At 68.3% G+C, this 16,828-nt stretch carries 16 protein-coding genes and 1 tRNA gene; 7 read left to right on the top strand and 10 right to left on the bottom strand.

Features of this window, described 5'->3' with window-relative positions:
• Positions 1-9: 9 nt before the first annotated feature.
• The 7 genes from tmk to F6W70_RS03595 all read right to left on the bottom strand — a co-directional run bounded on the left by tmk (position 10) and on the right by F6W70_RS03595 (position 6,460).
• Positions 10-639, bottom strand: a complete 630-nt coding sequence (gene tmk, locus F6W70_RS03625) for a dTMP kinase (RefSeq protein ID WP_151485937.1) — start codon at positions 637-639, stop codon at positions 10-12.
• On the bottom strand, positions 636-3,497 hold the full coding sequence (gene topA, locus F6W70_RS03620; RefSeq protein WP_151485936.1) for a type I DNA topoisomerase: 2,862 nt from the start codon (positions 3,495-3,497) through the stop codon (positions 636-638). Before topA ends, tmk begins: the two co-directional genes overlap by 4 nt.
• Positions 3,498-3,577: 80 nt before the next feature.
• Complete coding sequence (locus tag F6W70_RS03615; RefSeq protein WP_017829063.1) at positions 3,578-3,904, bottom strand: hypothetical protein; 327 nt, start codon at positions 3,902-3,904, stop codon at positions 3,578-3,580.
• Positions 3,904-4,281 carry a TadE family type IV pilus minor pilin gene (locus F6W70_RS03610; protein ID WP_170287851.1) on the bottom strand — a complete coding sequence of 126 codons (378 nt, stop codon included), beginning with the start codon at positions 4,279-4,281 and terminating at the stop codon, positions 3,904-3,906. Before F6W70_RS03610 ends, F6W70_RS03615 begins: the two co-directional genes overlap by 1 nt.
• Positions 4,282-4,298: 17 nt before the next feature.
• Positions 4,299-4,496 carry a DUF4244 domain-containing protein gene (locus F6W70_RS03605; protein ID WP_017829065.1) on the bottom strand — a complete coding sequence of 66 codons (198 nt, stop codon included), beginning with the start codon at positions 4,494-4,496 and terminating at the stop codon, positions 4,299-4,301.
• Between the two features lie 60 nt (positions 4,497-4,556).
• Positions 4,557-5,453 carry a type II secretion system F family protein gene (locus F6W70_RS03600; RefSeq protein ID WP_151485935.1) on the bottom strand — a complete coding sequence of 299 codons (897 nt, stop codon included), beginning with the start codon at positions 5,451-5,453 and terminating at the stop codon, positions 4,557-4,559.
• Complete coding sequence (locus F6W70_RS03595; RefSeq protein ID WP_373695295.1) at positions 5,453-6,460, bottom strand: TadA family conjugal transfer-associated ATPase; 1,008 nt, start codon at positions 6,458-6,460, stop codon at positions 5,453-5,455. The genes F6W70_RS03600 and F6W70_RS03595 overlap by 1 nt, the downstream gene beginning before the upstream one ends.
• A gap of 402 nt (positions 6,461-6,862) precedes the next feature.
• Here F6W70_RS03595 and acs point away from each other — a divergent pair, with 402 nt between their 5' ends.
• A complete protein-coding gene (acs, locus tag F6W70_RS03590; protein WP_151485934.1) occupies positions 6,863-8,830 on the top strand; it encodes an acetate--CoA ligase in 1,968 nt (655 codons plus the stop codon).
• Between the two features lie 106 nt (positions 8,831-8,936).
• On the opposite strand, the gene F6W70_RS03585 is transcribed toward acs, so the two are convergent.
• Complete coding sequence (locus F6W70_RS03585; RefSeq protein WP_017829069.1) at positions 8,937-9,395, bottom strand: RidA family protein; 459 nt, start codon at positions 9,393-9,395, stop codon at positions 8,937-8,939.
• The gene (sp36, locus tag F6W70_RS03580) at positions 9,392-9,616 is read right to left on the bottom strand and encodes a Sp36 family protein (protein ID WP_017829070.1); all 225 of its coding nucleotides are present in this window, start codon (positions 9,614-9,616) and stop codon (positions 9,392-9,394) included. The genes F6W70_RS03585 and sp36 overlap by 4 nt, the downstream gene beginning before the upstream one ends.
• A gap of 89 nt (positions 9,617-9,705) precedes the next feature.
• Here sp36 and F6W70_RS03575 point away from each other — a divergent pair, with 89 nt between their 5' ends.
• The 6 genes from F6W70_RS03575 to F6W70_RS03550 all read left to right on the top strand — a co-directional run bounded on the left by F6W70_RS03575 (position 9,706) and on the right by F6W70_RS03550 (position 15,524).
• On the top strand, positions 9,706-12,270 hold the full coding sequence (locus F6W70_RS03575) for a transglycosylase domain-containing protein (protein WP_318278786.1): 2,565 nt from the start codon (positions 9,706-9,708) through the stop codon (positions 12,268-12,270).
• Complete coding sequence (locus F6W70_RS03570; protein ID WP_151485933.1) at positions 12,261-13,202, top strand: metallophosphoesterase; 942 nt, start codon at positions 12,261-12,263, stop codon at positions 13,200-13,202. Before F6W70_RS03575 ends, F6W70_RS03570 begins: the two co-directional genes overlap by 10 nt.
• Before the next feature lie 55 nt (positions 13,203-13,257).
• Positions 13,258-13,334: transfer RNA gene (locus F6W70_RS03565), tRNA-Pro, on the top strand.
• Positions 13,335-13,400: 66 nt separating this feature from the next.
• Entirely contained in the window at positions 13,401-13,877 is a 477-nt protein-coding gene (locus F6W70_RS03560) for a VanZ family protein (protein ID WP_151485932.1), read from the top strand.
• Positions 13,874-14,629, top strand: coding sequence for an HAD-IIB family hydrolase (locus F6W70_RS03555; protein ID WP_017829074.1), 756 nt, complete (start codon positions 13,874-13,876; stop codon positions 14,627-14,629). Before F6W70_RS03560 ends, F6W70_RS03555 begins: the two co-directional genes overlap by 4 nt.
• A 52-nt stretch (positions 14,630-14,681) precedes the next feature.
• Complete coding sequence (locus F6W70_RS03550; RefSeq protein WP_151485931.1) at positions 14,682-15,524, top strand: DUF1295 domain-containing protein; 843 nt, start codon at positions 14,682-14,684, stop codon at positions 15,522-15,524.
• Between the two features lie 43 nt (positions 15,525-15,567).
• Here F6W70_RS03550 and F6W70_RS03545 read toward each other — a convergent pair whose 3' ends face one another.
• Positions 15,568-16,827: an alpha-hydroxy acid oxidase gene (locus F6W70_RS03545; RefSeq protein ID WP_151485930.1), complete on the bottom strand. Its 1,260-nt coding sequence runs from the start codon at positions 16,825-16,827 to the stop codon at positions 15,568-15,570.
• Position 16,828: the final 1 nt, after the last annotated feature.

The raw sequence follows: 16,828 nt of genomic DNA, 5'->3' as shown, positions 1-16,828 counted from the left end.
AGAGCCGGCTCAGTCGAGCAGCGCTGCGACTCTGGTCCTGATCTGCTCGGCGATGACCTCCGGCGCCGCTGCCGCGTCGAGGACGAGGAACCTGTCCGGCTCGGCCGCCGCGAGATCGAGGAAGGCATCGCGGACACGGCCATGGAACTCCGCCTGCTCGGCCTCGAGCCGGTCGAAGGGCTTGTCGGCGGAGTCCAGACGGGTGCGGGCCTCGGCGGGGTCGAGATCGAGCAGGATCGTCAAGTCCGGGAGCGCGCCCTCCGCCGCCCAGAGCGACAGATCTCGGATCTCGGTCGCGTCGAGAACCCGTCCGGCGCCCTGGTAGGCCACGGACGAATCGAGGTAGCGATCCTGCAGCACGATCTCGCCACGACGGAGCGCCGGTCGCACGACGGTCGCGACATGGTGCGCCCGATCCGCGGCGTACAGCAGCGCCTCGGCGCGCGGCGCGATGTCGCCGCGATGGTGCAGGACGATGTCGCGGATGAGCTGCCCGACCTCGGAACCGCCGGGTTCGCGGGTACGGACGACGGTACGCCCGGTGTCTTCGAGCCACTGCGCGAGCAGGTTCGACTGCGTGGTCTTGCCCGAGCCGTCACCGCCCTCGAGCGTGATCCACACCCCGTGACCTGAGGTCACGAGTCCGCCTTCTCCGCTGCCTTCGCCGCAGCGTTGGCGGCGCGCGTGGCTGCCGCCTTCTTCGCAGCAGCCGACCGGGCAGCGGACGTGGCAGCCGTGGTCTTCTTCGCGGGCGCCTTCTTGGCGGCAGGCTTCTTCGCGGCCGGCTTCTTGGTGGCAGGAGCCTTCTTCGCGGCAGGCTTCTTCGCAGGAGCCTTCTTCGCTCCGCGCTTGGTAGCCGGACCCTTGGCACGCTTGTCGGCGAGCATCTGCACCGCGACCTCGAAGGTGATGTCCTCGACGGTCTGACCCCGCGGGATCGTCACGTTCGTCTCACCGTCGGTCACATACGCGCCGAAACGTCCGTCGCGGATGCGGATCGGCTTCCCGCTGACGGGATCGGCTTCGAACTCGGCGAGCGCGCTCGATGCCCGGCGACCCGCGCCGTACTTCGGCTGCGCGTAGATCTCGAGCGCCTGGTCGAGCGTCACATCGAAGATCTGCGACTCCGACTCGAGCGACCGTGAATCCGCACCCTTCTTCAGGTAGGGCCCGAACCGGCCGTTCTGCGCCGTGATCTCATCGCCCGACTCCGGGTCGACGCCCACGACGCGCGGGAGGCTCAGCAGACGCAGCGCGGTGTCGAGATCGATCTCGTCGACCGACATCGAGCGGAAGAGCGAGGCCGTGCGCGGCTTGGGCGCTGCTTCCTTCTTCGCGCCGCGCTTGGGCTTGGGAGCCTCGACGACCTCGCCGGTGGTCTCGTCGACCGCGGCGTCTTCCGACACAGGGTCGTTCTCCTGCACGTACGGCCCGAACCGGCCGTCCTTCACCACGATGATCTTGCCGTTGTCGGGGTTCTCCCCCAGCACGCGGTCGCCGGCGACGGGAGCGTCGATGAGCTCCTGAGCCTTCTGGGCGGTCAGCTCGTCGGGTGCGAGGTCTTCCGGCACGTTGACGATGCGCGGCTTGGCCTCGGGGTTCGCGGGGTCGGCCACCTCGAGATACGGGCCGTACTTGCCGAAGCGAAGCGTGGCCGTGTCGGTGATGCGCGTGGAGTTCAGCGCACGAGCGTCGATCTCGCCGAGGTTGTCGACGACCTGGCGCAGACCCACGTGGTTGTCGGAGCCGAAGTAGAAGGATTTGAGCCACTCGACCCGGTTCTGCTCGCCGCGGGCGATCGTGTCGAGGTCGTCTTCGAGCGCAGCCGTGAAGTCGTAGTCGACGAGGTCGGCGAAGTGCTCTTCGAGCAGACGCACGACGCTGAACGCGAGCCACGTCGGCACGAGGGCCTGGCCGCGCTTGACCGCGTATCCACGGTCGAGGATCGTCTCGGGGATCGAGGCGAACGTCGAAGGACGACCGATGCCCTTCTCCTCGAGAACCTTCACGAGCGAGGCCTCGGTGTAACGGGGCTTCGGCGTGGTGCGGTGCCCCTTGGCCTCGGCGTCGGACACGGCGAGCTGATCGCCGACCGCGACAGCCGGCAGCGACTGGTTCTCCGCAGCGTCCGCGTCACCGCGCTTCTCGTCGCGGCCCTCCTCGTACGCCTCCAGGAAGCCCTTGAAGGTGTAGACGGTTCCGGAGGCCGTGAACTCGGCCTTCTTCCCGGCGGCGTCGACGGCGATCGTGACGGTTGTGGTCTCGTACTTGGCGTCCGACATCTGGCTCGCGACGGTGCGCTTCCAGATGAGGTCGTAGAGGCGCTGCTCGTCGCGATCGAGCTCGGAGGACAGCGAGGCCGGCGTGCGGAAGTTGTCACCGGAGGGGCGGATGGCCTCGTGGGCCTCCTGCGCGTTCTTGCTCTTGGACTTGTACACCCGCGGCTTCAGCGGCACCGCGGCGTCGCCGTAGAGTGCCACCGCCTGGCTCCGCGCCGCCTGCACCGCCTGGGTGCTCAGCGACGTGGAGTCGGTACGCATATAGGTGATGTAGCCCTTCTCGTACAGACGCTGGGCGACACCCATCGCCTGCTTGGCTCCCATCGAGAGCTTGCGCCCGGCCTCCTGCTGCATCGTGGAGGTCGTGAACGGCGCGTAGGGGCTGCGCGTTCCCGGCTTGGCCTCGACCTTCGTCACGCTTCCGGTGCCCACGGCATCGACCGCCTGGGCGAGAGCGGTTGCGGCCGCCTCGTCGAGGATGACGACGGCCTTCTTGAGCTTGCCGTCGTCATCGAAGTCGGTGCCCCGCGCGAGCTGGCCACCGTCGACGCGGACGAGACGGATCTTGAACGAGGTGCCCGTCGCCGAAGCCGCGGCATCGACGTCCCAGTACTCGGCGGAGGTGAACGCCATGCGCTCGCGCTCTCGATCGACGATCAGACGGGTGGCCGCGGACTGCACGCGTCCGGCCGAGATTCCGGTCTTGACCTTGTACCAGAGCACGGGCGAGACGTCCCAGCCGTACAGGCGGTCGAGGATGCGGCGGGTCTCCTGCGCGTCGACGAGGTCGTGGTCGAGTTCGCGGGTGTTGCCGACCGCAGCCTGGATCGCGTCCTTGGTGATCTCGTGGAAGACCATGCGCTTGACGGGAACCTTGGGCTTGAGAGTCTCGAGCAGGTGCCAGGCGATCGCCTCACCCTCGCGGTCCTCATCAGTGGCGAGCAGGAGCTCGTCGGCATTCTTCAGCGCACGCTTGAGTTCGGCGACCGTCTTGGTCTTCCGATCGGAGACGACGTAGTACGGGTCGAATCCGTTGTCGATGTCGATGGAGTACTTCCCATAGGCCTGCTTGTCAGCGGCCGGGATGTCCTTCTTGTCAGCGAGGTCGCGGATGTGGCCGACGGAGCTGAGCACCTCGTAGCCGTCGCCGAGGTATCCCTGAATAGACCGCATCTTCGTCGGGGACTCGACGATGACGAGCTTCTTGCCTTCAGCCAAGGGTGCGTCCTTTCTTCGAAGCACACCATACACACCACTGTGTGGGGTCGTTCACAGTGAGCGAGGTCGCGCTGCCGTCGCTATCCCTCGGGTGGCCCGGCACGGGCTCGGGAGACGGCTGCGAGTCCAGCGTACGCCGCCTGCACCTCCACGGTCGCCACGAAGCCCTCGAGAACGCACCCCGTGAGGGTGGCACCCGCCGCCTGCGCGACCCTCGCGGCGAGTTCGCACGGCTGCTCCCCGGTGGGCACTGCGCCGCTCGCGGCGTCTGCTGCGGCGAGCGCGGCGGCGTCGGCCGCCCCCGCCGTGCGCTGCGCCGTCACCGCCGCGCCGCCGACGGCAGCGAGCCCGAGGGACAGGGCAGCGGCGACGGCGAGAACTCCGGACGCGAGAGCGGAGCCCGCCATCAGAGGCCCCCGTCGAGCGCGCAGCTCGTGGCCCGAAGCGGCATGCGGATCAGCGACCCGATGGAGGCGTCGACCGAAGCGGTGACGCACACGAGGTCGCCGGAGGGCGAGGAGGACATGCCTGCTCCGGAGACCGCCGCGTGCACCACGCGCTCCGCCGCATCCTGCCCTTCGCCGCGTCCGAGAAGACGCGCCGCATCGGCCGAGGCATCTTGAAGCGCCACCTGGCGAGATGCCGCACCGAGTGCACCCGCGCCGAGCAGAAACGCGAGCACGACCGCGGGCAGGGCCAGCGCCAACTCCGCCGAGACGGACCCGCGGTCACCCGCGTGTCGCGGCCGTCGTGGCGCATCCTCGGGGGTGCGAGGAGGGGGCATCCGTCGAGCTCCGCGCATCATGACACCGTCAGCGCCCGCCGCACGAGATCGGTGAGGATGCCGCGGACCTCGTCGGATCGCATGATGACGACGAGGAGCCCGGCGAACGCGACGGCCGCCATCGTCGTGATCGCATACTCGGCTGTGGCGGCGCCGGTGTCGTCGCCGAACAGAGTCGCAGCACGCCGACGGTCCAGCGGGGGGATGCTCTTCATGGTGTTCCTTCTTTCTATGGGATGCGTGGGCATCGGATGGTGGCGGTGGGCTGGATACGGTCACAGCGACATCGGCGTGGAGGCGAGGACGCTGAGCAGGAGCGGCGCGACCCCGAGGAGGAGGAATGCGGGCAGCGTGCAGACGCCGAGGGGGAAAAGCAGGCGCGTCGAGAGCTTCGCGGCGCGGAGGCGTCCCTGCACCCTGGCGGCGTGCCGGTCCTGGGCTGCGGATGCCCGAAGAAGTTCCGCAGCCGGCACACCCGCAGCACGGGAGAGGTCGAGCACCGCGCGGACGCGTTCCTCACTGTCGCCCGAGGTGCCGCTCTGCGACACCAGCTGCAACGCGCGATCGATGGAGGCACCGCCCGAGAGCGCGATGGCGACCAGCTCCGCTCGCATGCCCGGGGTGCCGGGATCAGGCCGCGCCCGACGAAGCAGGCGTGCTGTCCACACGCGTGCCGCCGCCACGAGGAGCAGGCCGAGGACCACACAGGCGGCGCCGAGGACGTTCCCGAAGATCACGCCGATGGTGTCGAAGCCGAGCGCGAACCCGAGCAGCAATCCGGCGAACGGCATCCAGAGCAGCAGCCGCGCCGTACCCGCCGGTTCTGCGAGTGCGATGCGCACGTCATCGGCTGCGGCAGCCGCATCCCTCAGGGTCTCCGCGATCGTCCGGAGAACCTCGGCGAGCGGTGCGCCCACGGTCGTCGCGATCTCCCAGGCGGCGGCGAGATCGACCCACGCCCCACCCTCGGCCTCGATGGCGTCGAGCAGCGGGACTCCGCGATCGACTCGGCCGACCACTGCCCGGGCCTGGGGATCATCGGTGTCAGCCAGGTGCCGCCAGGCGACGACCGGCACCGCCCCGGCCTGCAGCAGCACGGCCAGCGTCTGCACCGCGGTCGCGGCATCCGTCGCACCCGTCTGCGCCTTTCGCGGCAAGCGACGCGGCCGCATCACCACGGCTGCACCTCTTCGATGTCGAGTCGATCCCCGGCGATCACGAGCCGCCCTGCCTGGCGGATGCGACGGGTACCTCCGGGTGCCCGATCGAGATGGAGGACGATGGTGAACGCGCTGACCGCCTGACGTGCGAGAGCGACCGCATCCATCCCGGCGAGGGCCCCGAGAGCTTCGAGCCGAGCGGGAACGTCACGCAGCCCGCTCGCGTGCAGAGTGCCGGCGCCGCCGTCGTGCCCGGTGTTGAGAGCGGTCAGCAGCTCGCGCACCTCTTCTCCGCGACACTCACCGACCACCAGCCGATCAGGACGCATGCGCAGCGACTCTCGAACCAGCCGCGCCAGGGTGATGGCGCCTGCTCCCTCCAGGTTCGATTGCCGGGCCTCGAGGGAGACGTGATGCGGGTGGCGCGGGCGCAGCTCGGCGACGTCTTCGATCGTGACGATGCGCTCCGTCGGAGGCACTTCCGACAGCAGGGCCGACAGCAGCGTGGTCTTGCCCGTACCCGTTCCCCCGGTGATGAGGATGTTCGCCCGCTCGGCCACCAGTCCCAGAAGCCAGACCTGCTGGGACGCGTCGAAGGCTCCGAGAGCGGCGAGCGCGTCGAGGTCGGCGGCGCGCACACGGGGAATGCGTATCGACAGCGCGGTTCCGGTGGTCGAGACCGGCGAGAGCACCGCATGCACGCGGATACCGGAGTCGAGGCGGACGTCGACGCAGGGCGCCTGGTCATCGAGATGCCGGCCTCCGAGGCCGACGAGCGCGACCGCGAGATCTCGGACCTCTCGCTCCGATGCCCTCCAACCCTCTGCGGGCTCGGCTCCGTTCCCGCGGTCGACGAACAGCCCGCCGGCCCCGTTCACGAACACATCGGTGACGGCATCGTCGAGATGGGCGAGGAGCGGTCCGAAGGCAGGATCCATGCGAAAGCGCTCGGGCGAGGCTTCCGCCACCGATGCGGCAGACCGCTCTCCCCTGGGCTGGATGACGAAGGAATCGGGCATGACGGTGACGCTATGCGGCGCCGCGCCGAGGAGAGGGCGCCGATCGCCGGACGACTCGACCCCTGTGAAGAAGCCGACTCCTGTGCCCGCGGTGCAGGACCGGGTGACGATCGCAGTCGAACGAGAAGGGAGCGCTCCCAAAGGAATGGGCGGCATCTCACGGGGGGAATGAGATGCCGCCCACGGCGGTCCACGATTGGGGGAATCGGGCACGCCAAGGCCGGAATGAGATTTCGGCTGTCGTCGAGTGTACGCAAGGCGACCGTCCGGACAAAACCGGCAGCACTACCGACTTTCGGCAGTATGCGATGGGTGGTCGCACGGATAGATTCGCCGTGACCTGGTCGCCGACCCCCACGACCATGCTCGCAAGACCCGTATGCCGCAAAGGAGCGCCTGCCGATGAGCAGCCAGATCGACCATCTTCTCGACGAGACCCGGAAGTTCCCGCCGTCGGAGGAGTTCGTCGCCCAATCCATCACGTCGCCCGAACTGTACGAGCGCGCCGACGCCGACCGCGAGGCCTTCTGGGGCGAGCAGTCCCGCGAACTCGTGCACTGGCACAAGCCCTTCACCCAGGTGCTCGACTGGAACAACCCGCCGTTCGCGAAGTGGTTCGACGATGGCGAGCTGAACGTCGCCTACAACTGCCTCGACCGTCACGTCGAAGCGGGCAACGGCGACCGCGTCGCCCTGCACTGGGAGGGCGAACCGGGTGACACCCGCCGCATCACCTACGCCGAGCTCACCGACGAGGTCAAGCGCGTCGCCAACGTGCTCGAGGGACTGGGCATCGGCCAGGGCGACCGCGTCGCGATCTACCTGCCCATGATCCCCGAGGCGATCGCCTCGATGCTCGCGGTCGCGCGCGTCGGCGCCATCCACTCCGTCGTGTTCGGTGGTTTCAGCGCGGACAGCCTGCGCTCACGCATCGACGACGCCGGCGCCAAGCTGGTCATCACGGCCGACGGCGGCTACCGCAAGGGCCGCGTCTCGGCGCTCAAGCCCGCCGTCGATCAGGCTCTCGCCGACCGCGGCGACGGCGAGCAGCAGACCGTCGAGCACGTGCTGGTCGTCAAGCGCGGCGAGAACGAGGTCGACTGGACCGACGGCCGCGATATCTGGTGGCACGACGCCGTTCCCGCCGCATCCGCCGAGCACACGGCACAGGCCTTCCCTGCGGAGAACCCGCTCTTCATCCTCTACACCTCGGGAACGACGGGGAAGCCCAAGGGCATCCTGCACACCTCCGGTGGGTATCTGACCCAGGTGGCGTACTCGCACAAGTACGTCTTCGACCTGCACCCGGAGACCGACGTGTTCTGGTGCACGGCCGACATCGGCTGGATCACCGGACACAGCTACGTCGCCTACGGGCCCCTCGCCAACGGCGCCACCCAGGTGCTCTACGAGGGAACCCCCGATGCCCCGCACCCCGGCCGGTGGTGGGAGATCATCGAGAAGTACAAGGTGTCGATCTTCTACACCGCCCCGACCGCGATCCGCTCGTTCATGAAGATCGGTCGCAGCGTCCCGGCGAAGTTCGACCTTTCGTCGCTGCGACTGCTCGGTTCGGTGGGAGAGCCCATCAACCCCGAGGCGTGGATGTGGTACCGCGAGGTCATCGGGGCGAACAAGACGCCGATCGTCGACACCTGGTGGCAGACCGAGACCGGCGCGATCATGGTGTCCGCTCTTCCGGGAGTCACAGAGACCAAGCCCGGGTCCGCCCAGGTCCCGCTCCCCGGGATCTCGATCGACGTCGTCGACGAGAGCGGCATCGAGGTCGGCAACGGCAGCGGCGGCCTGCTCGTGATCACCGAGCCGTGGCCGAGCATGCTGCGCGGCATCTGGGGCGACCCCGAGCGCTATCGCGAGACCTATTGGGAGAAGTTCGAGGACCAGGGCTACTACTTCGCCGGCGACGGAGCGCGCCTCGACGAAGACGGCGACCTCTGGCTGCTGGGCCGCGTCGACGACGTCATGAACGTCTCGGGGCACCGCCTGTCGACGGCGGAGATCGAGTCGTCCCTGGTCGCGCACGAGGCGACCGCCGAGGCTGCCGTGGTCGGCGCCTCCGACGAGACGACCGGACAGGCGGTCGTCGCCTTCGTCATCATCAAGGAGAGCTACCTCGCCGCACACGAGCCTGCGGGCCTCGCCCAGCAGCTGCGTCTGTGGGTGGGCGAGCAGATCGGTGCCATCGCCCGCCCGCGCGACGTCTACATCGTCGGCGAGCTGCCGAAGACCCGCTCCGGCAAGATCATGCGCCGTCTGCTCCGCGACGTCGCCGAGGGCCGCGAGGTCGGCGACACCACCACGCTCGCCGACACCGCGGTGATGAGCATCATCTCGGCCCAGGTGAAGTAGGTCGGCTCACGCCTCCGAGGCGTGACAGACACAGAACGCGCCTCCCCTTTCCGGGGAGGCGCGTTCTCTCGTTCTGATGCGACGGTCCACGCCGCGCACGTCGTACTCAGGCGAGAAGGAAGGCGACCTCGACCTCGACCGGGCTGCCGAGCGGGAGCTCCGCGACGCCGACCGCCGCACGGGCATGACGACCCGCATCACCGAAGATCTCTCCGAGCACGTCGCTCGAGCCGTTGATCACGCCGGGCTGACCGGTGAATCCCTCAGCGGAGGCGACGAAGCCCCCGACTCGCAGCACACCCGCGATGCGGTCGACGCCGCCGGCGGCATCCGCTGCTGCGGCGAGAGCGTTCAGCGCGCACGTGCGGGCGTAGGTCTTCGCGTCTTCCGCGGAGACCTCGGCGCCCACCTTGCCCACGGCGGGAAGCGCGCCGTCGACGAAGGGCAGCTGTCCCGAGGTGTAGACGAGACCGCCGTGCACGACGGCCGGCACGTAGGCGGCGACCGGAGCGGCGACAGCGGGCAGTTCGATGCCGAGCTCGGCGAGACGGTCCGAGACGCTCATGCCTGATCTCCCTCGAACTGGCGTGCGGCCTGCTCGGCGGCAGCGAGGCCTGCGTTGGCCGACGCGTCGGAGGTCACGGGGCGCTTCAGATAGGCGACGAGTCCGCCCTCCGGTCCCTGCACGACCTGCACGAGCTCCCAGCCCTGCTTGCCCCAGTTGTTGAGGATGGCTGCCGTGTTGTGGATCAGCAGCGGCGTGGTGAGGTACTCCCACGTGGTCATGGCACTCCTGTCGATCGGGGCGCGACACCGGAATTCCGGGGCGAGCTCGTCAAAGGCGGTATTCAGGGAACTCCCCTACGATCAAGCGTATGCCCCAAAAGAATCGCACGGTGAGAGGCGTGCTCGGCGGTCTCGTCGGGCTCGTCGGCCTGAGCGCCGTCGCCGGTCTCCTCGTCACGGCCAGCGTCACCCCGGTGCTCGCGATGACCGGCCTCGCAGGCACCCAGGCTCTCACCCTCTTCGATCAGCTCCCCGAGAGCCTCGACCCGAGCACGCCGATGGAGCAGTCGACGATCTACGCGACCGCCCCGGACGGCTCGACGGTCGAGCTCGCGTCGTTCTACGAGCAGAACCGCGTCCCCGTCACCTACGAGCAGGTCTCCCCGAACCTGTACGACGCGATCCTCTCGAGTGAGGACAAGAACTTCTACAGCCATGGCGGCGTGAACATCGGCGCCACGGTGAAGGCTCTCGTCGACAACGTGCGCGGCACGTCCAGCCGCGGCGCTTCGACGATCAGTCAGCAGTACGTGAAGAACGTGCTCATCCAGAAGTGCGAGCAGGAGGTCGACACGACCTCCGACACCTACTCCGAGGATCTCCAGCAGTGCTGGCTCGACGCGACCAACGCGACAGGGAGCAAGGGTATCGAGCGCAAGCTGCAGGAGATGCGGTACGCGATCCAGATCGAGAAGGACTTCTCGAAGAACGACATCCTGCTCGGGTACCTGAACATCGCCAACTTCGGTGGCACCGTTTACGGCATCGAAGCCGCAGCGAACTACTACTTCTCGACGACGGCGGCGAACCTCACGGTCGCGCAGTCGGCAACGCTCGCCGGCATCGTGCAGAACCCCAACACCTACCGCATCGACAAGGCGGAACAGGGCACGATCACGAACGCCGAGGGCGTCGCGCTGAACAACGCCGCTGACGGCTACGCGCTCACGAAGGACCGCCGCCACTACGTGCTCGGTCGTATGCTCGCCGACGGCAAGATCACGCAGGCGCAGTACGACGAGGCCGACGCCTCGGACGTCGCGCCGGCCCTGAATCCTCCGACCCAGGGCTGCGCGTCCGCCGGGGCCAGCGCGTATTTCTGCCAGTACGTGAAGTCGATCGTGCTGAGCGACGAGGCTTTCGGCAAGAGCCCGCAGGAGCGAACGGACCTGCTCCGCCGCGGCGGCCTGAAGATCTACACGTCGCTGGACTACCGCATCCAGACCCCCGCCGCCGAGAAGATGGCCGAGATCGTACCCGTGAACGCCGACAACGCGTACTTCGGCGCTGCCGGCGTCTCGGTCGAGGTGGGCACTGGACGTATCCTCTCGATGACGCAGAACACGTTGTTCACCGAGACTCCCACCGACGATCAGGCATATTCGTCGCTGGTGTTCGCCGGCGACAGGGAGCACGGCAACTCCGGCGGGTTCCAGGTCGGCTCGACCTACAAGCTGTTCACCCTGATCGACTGGCTCGAGAAGGGACACTCGGTCAATGAGGTACTGAACGGAAGCGTGCAGACGAACCTCAAGATCCCCGTCTGCGGCGCGAGACAGAACACCAACACGAAGGAGATCGGCAACTTCGGCGGCGGTGGCGGCGGCACCGGGTCCGTGCTGAGCTTCACGAAGAACTCCCTCAACAGTGGGTACTTCGCGATGGCGTCGAAGCTCGACATCTGCGACATCAACAAGGTGGCGGACCGCATGGGCGTCACGCTGGCGAACGGCGACAAGGTCACCGATGAGAACGTGCCCTTTGACGTACTCGGGCCGAAGAACATCTCACCCCTCGCGATGGCGAACGCCTACGCGACCGTCGCGAGCGGGGGCAGGTACTGCACACCGCGCGCGATCGATCGTGTAATCGGCGCGGATGGGAAGGACCGTGAGCTTCCCGCATCGTCGTGCACCGACGGTGTGCTTCAGCCTGAGGTTGCGGCGACGGCAGCCTTCGCGCTGCAGAGCGTGATGGGCGGCGGCGGCACCGGTTCCCGGGCCAACCCCAACGACGGGACGCCACTGATCGGCAAGACCGGAACGCACGACACCTGGTCCACCATGATGATCGAGTCCAGCACCAAGGTCGCCACGGCGGTCTGGGCCGGTCGCTGGCAGGGTCAGGAGAACATCTACCGCAAGAGGGCCAACGGCTGGAACCTCAACGACATGCGTTACCCGGTGGCGCAGGCCGCACAGGCCGCAGCCAACGCCGCATACGGTGGGGACGCGTTCCCGAAGCCCGACGGCAAGCTCACCCGTCAGCAGTTGGCGACGGTTCCGAGTGTCGTCGGTAAATCCGTGGAGGAGGCGACCGCGATCCTGACGGACGCGGGCTTCCAGGTTTCCGTCGGAGGAGCCGTCGACAGCGACCTCGCCGCCGGTCTCGTCGCAGCTCAAGATCCCAACGGGGAAGCGGCGACCGGCGCGACCGTCACACTCGCCACGAGCAACGGACAGGGCACGACCGTTCCCGCGAATCTCGTCGGGATGTCGAGAGCCCAGGCCACTGCCGCGCTCGGGGCCGCGGGATTCACGAACATCGAGTTCGACAACTCCTGCAATCCACCGACCTCCGTCGTGGGGGGTTCGGATCCTGCGCCGGGTACCGCGGCCAGCAAGTCCACGTCCGTCCGTGTGACGTGCCAGTAGTCGCACGCCGCGCCGCACACCCGGCCCTCGTCGCGCTCGGCGCGGTGGGGGCCGTGGGTGCGGCGGCCGCGATCTGGGGCATCGGCATCGAGAGGTACCTCTTCACCGTGCGGGAGGCCACGGCGCCGGCGCTGCCGTCCGGCTCAGCGCCACTGCGCATCCTGCATATCTCCGATGCGCACATGGCACCGTGGCAACACCGCAAACAGGACTGGCTCGCCTCCCTCGCGGAGTTGAAGCCCGACCTCATCGTGAACACCGGAGACAACCTCGGCCACGAGAACGGCCTGGAAGGCATCCGACGCGCCTTCGCGCCGCTCGCGGGCGTCCCCGGCGTCTTCGTGCACGGATCGAACGACGTCGCCGCGCCGTCGCCGCGCAACCCGTTTCGCTACTTCCTCGGACCGTCCAAGAAGCACCACAAGCCGGAGCTTCTGGACACCGACGCGATGGACCGCTACTTCACGGACGAGCTCGGCTGGACCGACCTGAACAATACGGCGGCGCGGCTGCGCATCGCCGGCGCCGAGGTCGACCTCTTCGGCGTCAATGACGCCCACCGCGACTGGGACCGGCTGGATGAGCTTCCCGACGCCATCGCCGCTCTCGGGGCCCGCGAGTCCACGACTCCGGTGCTCGGGGTCACACACGCGCCCTATCAGCGCGTGCTCAACGGCTTCACCGATCTCGGAGCCGACGCGATCCTCGGTGGCCACACGCACGGCGGTCAGGTCTGCCTCCCGGGATTCGGCGCGCTCGTGGCGAACTGCGACATCCCCCTCAAGCAAGCCAAGGGCCTGAGCACGTGGTCGCACGGCGACCGCACCGTGCCGCTCAACGTCAGCGCGGGCTGCGGACACTCCATCTACGCCCCCGTGCGCTTCGCGTGTCGGCCCGAGGCGACGCTGCTCACGCTGACCGCGCGGGACTGATCCTGCCTCGATTCGGCGCAGAGAGCATTTCCCTGTAGACTCGGAGGGTTGCAAACGGGGTGTGGCGCAGCTTGGTAGCGCGCTTCGTTCGGGACGAAGAGGTCGCAGGTTCAAATCCTGTCACCCCGACCAGTGACACCAGAAGGCCGCCCTCAGGGGCGGCCTTCTCTGTATCGGGATCGCGCACGAAGGGAACGCATGAGCTCTCTGCTCCCGCCGCCGCGCCGCTTCACACGTGCCTGGGCCCTCGTCCTCGGCATCCCTTTCCTGATCGGCCTGGCCGCTCTCACCCTCACGCCCTCCCGGGTCGAGGAGACCATGCCGAACCTGCTCGATGTCGTGCTCACCACAGCCCATCGTCTCGGCTGGGAATCGCTCGACTTCACCCGCCTCGAGGTCATCGCGAACGTGCTCGTGTTCGTGCCGGTCGGCATCCTCGCCTTCCTGCTCCTCCCCCGTCGGGTGTGGTTCCTCGCGCTCCTGGTCGGTCCCGTGCTTTCGGCGGCGATCGAGACAGCGCAGCGCGTGGCACTCCCCCACCGCGCGGCGACGGTGAACGACGTCGTGGCCAACTCCACGGGCGCGATCCTCGGGGTCGCCCTCGCTGTCGTGGTCACTCTGCTCGTCGCCCCGCTTTCCTCCCAGCGTCCACCTTCTAGGCTGGAGACATCATGACCGCGCCCACACTCGTCGCCTTCGACCTCGATGACACGCTCGCTCCCTCGAAGGGTCTGATCGACCCGCGAATCGCCGCCCTGCTGCGCGCCCTCCTGCGCACGGTCGACGTCGCCATCATCTCGGGTGGCAACGAGGCCCAGTTCCGCTCGCAGGTGGTGTCACGCCTCGGCGACGCCGACCCCGCGGATCTCGCGCGTCTGCACCTGCTGCCCACGTGCGGCACCCGCTACCTCCGCCACGACGGCACCGACTTCATGCCGGTCTACGCCCACGACCTCAGCGACGCCGAGAAGCAGGCCGCGCTGACGGCCCTGCGCGAAGAGGCCGAACGACTCGGACTCTGGGAGGCCGAGCCGTGGGGTGAGATCCTCGAAGACCGCGGTTCGCAGATCACTTTCTCGGCGCTGGGACAGAGCGCCCCACGCGAGGCGAAGCATGACTGGGACCCGACGGGGGCCAAGCGCGGTGCGCTGCGCGATGCGGTCGCTGCGCGTCTTCCCGGTCTCGAGGTGCGCTCGGGCGGCTCGACCTCTATCGACATCACCCAGGCCGGCATCGACAAGGCCTTCGGGATGCGGCAGCTCGCCGCCCGCACGGGCATAGCGCTGACCGACATGCTGTTCTACGGCGACCGGCTCGACGAGGGCGGCAACGACTACCCCGTGCTCGCGATCGGTGTGCCCTCGGTGGCTGTGGAGGGCTGGGAAGACACCGCCGACAAGCTCGACGCTCTTCTGCTCACGCTCTGACCTCAGCAGTGTCGCGCAGCGCGACACTGCAGCAGGGTCCTAGCATGGCGTCATGGATGCCCTGCTGATCGTCATCATCGTCGCCGCAGTCACCAGTGCCGCCTGCTGGGTGCTCTCCCTGATCACCCGAGACACATCCTGGGTCGACCGCGCATGGTCGATCGTGCCGGTTGTCTACGTCTGGATCTTCGTCGCCGGGGCCTTCGTGAACGGCGAAGGATCCGCCCGTGTGGTCGTGATGGGAGTGCTCGCCACCGCGTGGGGCGCACGCCTGACCTTCAACTTCGCCCGCAAGGGCGGCTACACGGGGATGGAGGACTACCGGTGGGCCATACTGCGGGGACGGATGCGCCCCTGGCAGTTCCAGATCTTCAACGTGCTGTTCATCATCTGCTACCAGATGGCGCTGCTCGTGCTCATCACGCTCCCCGCCGCCGTCGCCGCGCAGAATCCCTCCGCCCTCACTGGGTGGGATGCGCTGTTCATCGCCGCCTTCGTCGCCTTCCTGGCCGGGGAGACCGTCGCCGACCAGCAGCAGTGGCGGTTCCATCAGCGCAAGAAGGAGGCGGGCGGCACTCTCGCAACCGGCTTCGCCACGACGGGCCTGTTCCGCTACAGCCGGCACCCGAACTTCTTCTTCGAACAGGCGCAGTGGTGGGCCTTCTACGCGATCGGCGCGACCGCAGCGGTCACCGGCGGCGCCGGTGTCATCGGAGGAGTACTGAACCCGACCATCGTCGGCCCCGCCCTGCTCACGGTGCTGTTCATCGGGTCGACGATCTTCACCGAGTCGATCACCGCGTCGAAGTACCCGGCCTACGCCGACTACCGCCGCACGACGTCGATGCTCGTGCCGTGGCCCCCGCGCGCACGAGCGGTGGCCACGCAGTCCTGAGACCGCAGAGCCACCGCGCGAGCGGGATCGAACGAGCGGGGTCTCAGCGCACGCGAGCCTCGGCGGCAGCCCGGGCGACCGGGACCAGACGGGTCAGCTGCGTCACGTGCGCGGGCTCGAGCTCGGCGAGGGAGGCGACCCCCAGTAGGCGCATCGTGCGCTCGATCTCGCTGCGCAGGATCGTGATAGTCCGGTCGACGCCCTGACGCCCACCCGCCATCAGCCCGTAGAGGTACGCCCGTCCGATCAGGGTGAAGTCCGCTCCGAGGGCCACTGCCGCGACGATGTCCGCGCCGTTCATGATGCCGGTGTCGATCATGACGGTGAAGTCGTCGCCGACGGCCTTGCGCACCTCGGGGAGCAGGTGGAAAGGGATCGGCGCACGGTCGAGCTGGCGTCCTCCGTGATTGGAGAGCACGATGCCGTCGACACCCGCATCACGCAGGCGCACAGAGTCCTCGACGTTCTGCACGCCCTTGATCACGATCTTGCCGGGCCAGATGTCGCGGATGACCGCGAGGTCGTCGTAGCTGATCGTCGGGTCCATCGCCGCGTCCAGCAGCTCGCCGACCGTGCCACCCGTGGTGCTGAGAGACGCGAACTCGAGCTTCGGGGTGGTGAGGAAGTCGTACCACCACCAGGGCCGCGGGATCGCATTGATGATCGTGCCGAGGGTGAGCTGCGGCGGGATGCTGAACCCGTTGCGCTTGTCGCGCAGGCGGGCACCGGCGACGGGGGTGTCCACCGTGAACTGCAGGGTATCGAACCCCGAGGCGGCCGCTCGACGGGTGAGCTCGTACGAGATCTCGCGATCGCGCATGACGTAGAGCTGGAACCAGTTGCGCCCGTGCGGGTTGGCGGCCTTCACACCCTCGATCGAGGTGGTGCCGAGCGTCGAGAGCGTGAACGGGATGCCGGCTGCCGCCGCGGCGCCCGCACCCGCGGTCTCCCCCTCGGTCTGCATCAGACGTGTGAATCCGGTGGGCGCGATTCCGAACGGCAGGGCAGAAGGCCCGCCGAGGATCTCGACGCTCGTGTCGACCGTGGGCGCCGGGCGCAGGATGCCGGGGTGGAACTCCACGTCCTGGAACGCCTGGCGCGCGCGAGTGAGGGAAAGCTCGCCTTCGGCCGCCCCGTCGGTGTAGTCGAAGGCGGCCTTGGGCGTGCGCCGCTTGGCGATGAGACGCAGATCGTCGATCGTGAGGGCACCCTCCAGACGCCGCTTGCGCCCGTCGAGTTCGGGCTTCTTGAACTTCATCAGCTCGAGGAGCTCGACGGGGTTCGGGAACTGGCGCTGCACCATG

The organism is Microbacterium maritypicum (assembly GCF_008868125.1).
GTDB classification, from domain to species: Bacteria; Actinomycetota; Actinomycetes; order Actinomycetales; family Microbacteriaceae; genus Microbacterium; species Microbacterium maritypicum.
The sequence above is the reverse complement of the archived record's forward strand: the minus strand, read 5'-3'. Positions and strand labels throughout refer to the sequence as shown.

Coding starts and splice junctions, on each gene's coding strand:
- F6W70_RS03585 (WP_017829069.1), bottom strand. CDS start 9,395: ATGAGCGTCTCGGACCGTCTCGCCGAGCTCGGCATCGAACTGCCCGCT.
- F6W70_RS03550 (WP_151485931.1), top strand. CDS start 14,682: ATGGATGCCCTGCTGATCGTCATCATCGTCGCCGCAGTCACCAGTGCC.
- F6W70_RS03575 (WP_318278786.1), top strand. CDS start 9,706: ATGCCCCAAAAGAATCGCACGGTGAGAGGCGTGCTCGGCGGTCTCGTC.
- F6W70_RS03610 (WP_170287851.1), bottom strand. CDS start 4,281: ATGCCCCCTCCTCGCACCCCCGAGGATGCGCCACGACGGCCGCGACAC.
- F6W70_RS03600 (WP_151485935.1), bottom strand. CDS start 5,453: ATGCGGCCGCGTCGCTTGCCGCGAAAGGCGCAGACGGGTGCGACGGAT.
- acs (WP_151485934.1), top strand. CDS start 6,863: ATGAGCAGCCAGATCGACCATCTTCTCGACGAGACCCGGAAGTTCCCG.
- F6W70_RS03545 (WP_151485930.1), bottom strand. CDS start 16,827: ATGGTGCAGCGCCAGTTCCCGAACCCCGTCGAGCTCCTCGAGCTGATG.
- sp36 (WP_017829070.1), bottom strand. CDS start 9,616: ATGACCACGTGGGAGTACCTCACCACGCCGCTGCTGATCCACAACACG.
- F6W70_RS03615 (WP_017829063.1), bottom strand. CDS start 3,904: ATGGCGGGCTCCGCTCTCGCGTCCGGAGTTCTCGCCGTCGCCGCTGCC.
- F6W70_RS03605 (WP_017829065.1), bottom strand. CDS start 4,496: ATGAAGAGCATCCCCCCGCTGGACCGTCGGCGTGCTGCGACTCTGTTC.
- F6W70_RS03555 (WP_017829074.1), top strand. CDS start 13,874: ATGACCGCGCCCACACTCGTCGCCTTCGACCTCGATGACACGCTCGCT.
- F6W70_RS03595 (WP_373695295.1), bottom strand. CDS start 6,460: ATGCCCGATTCCTTCGTCATCCAGCCCAGGGGAGAGCGGTCTGCCGCA.
- F6W70_RS03560 (WP_151485932.1), top strand. CDS start 13,401: ATGAGCTCTCTGCTCCCGCCGCCGCGCCGCTTCACACGTGCCTGGGCC.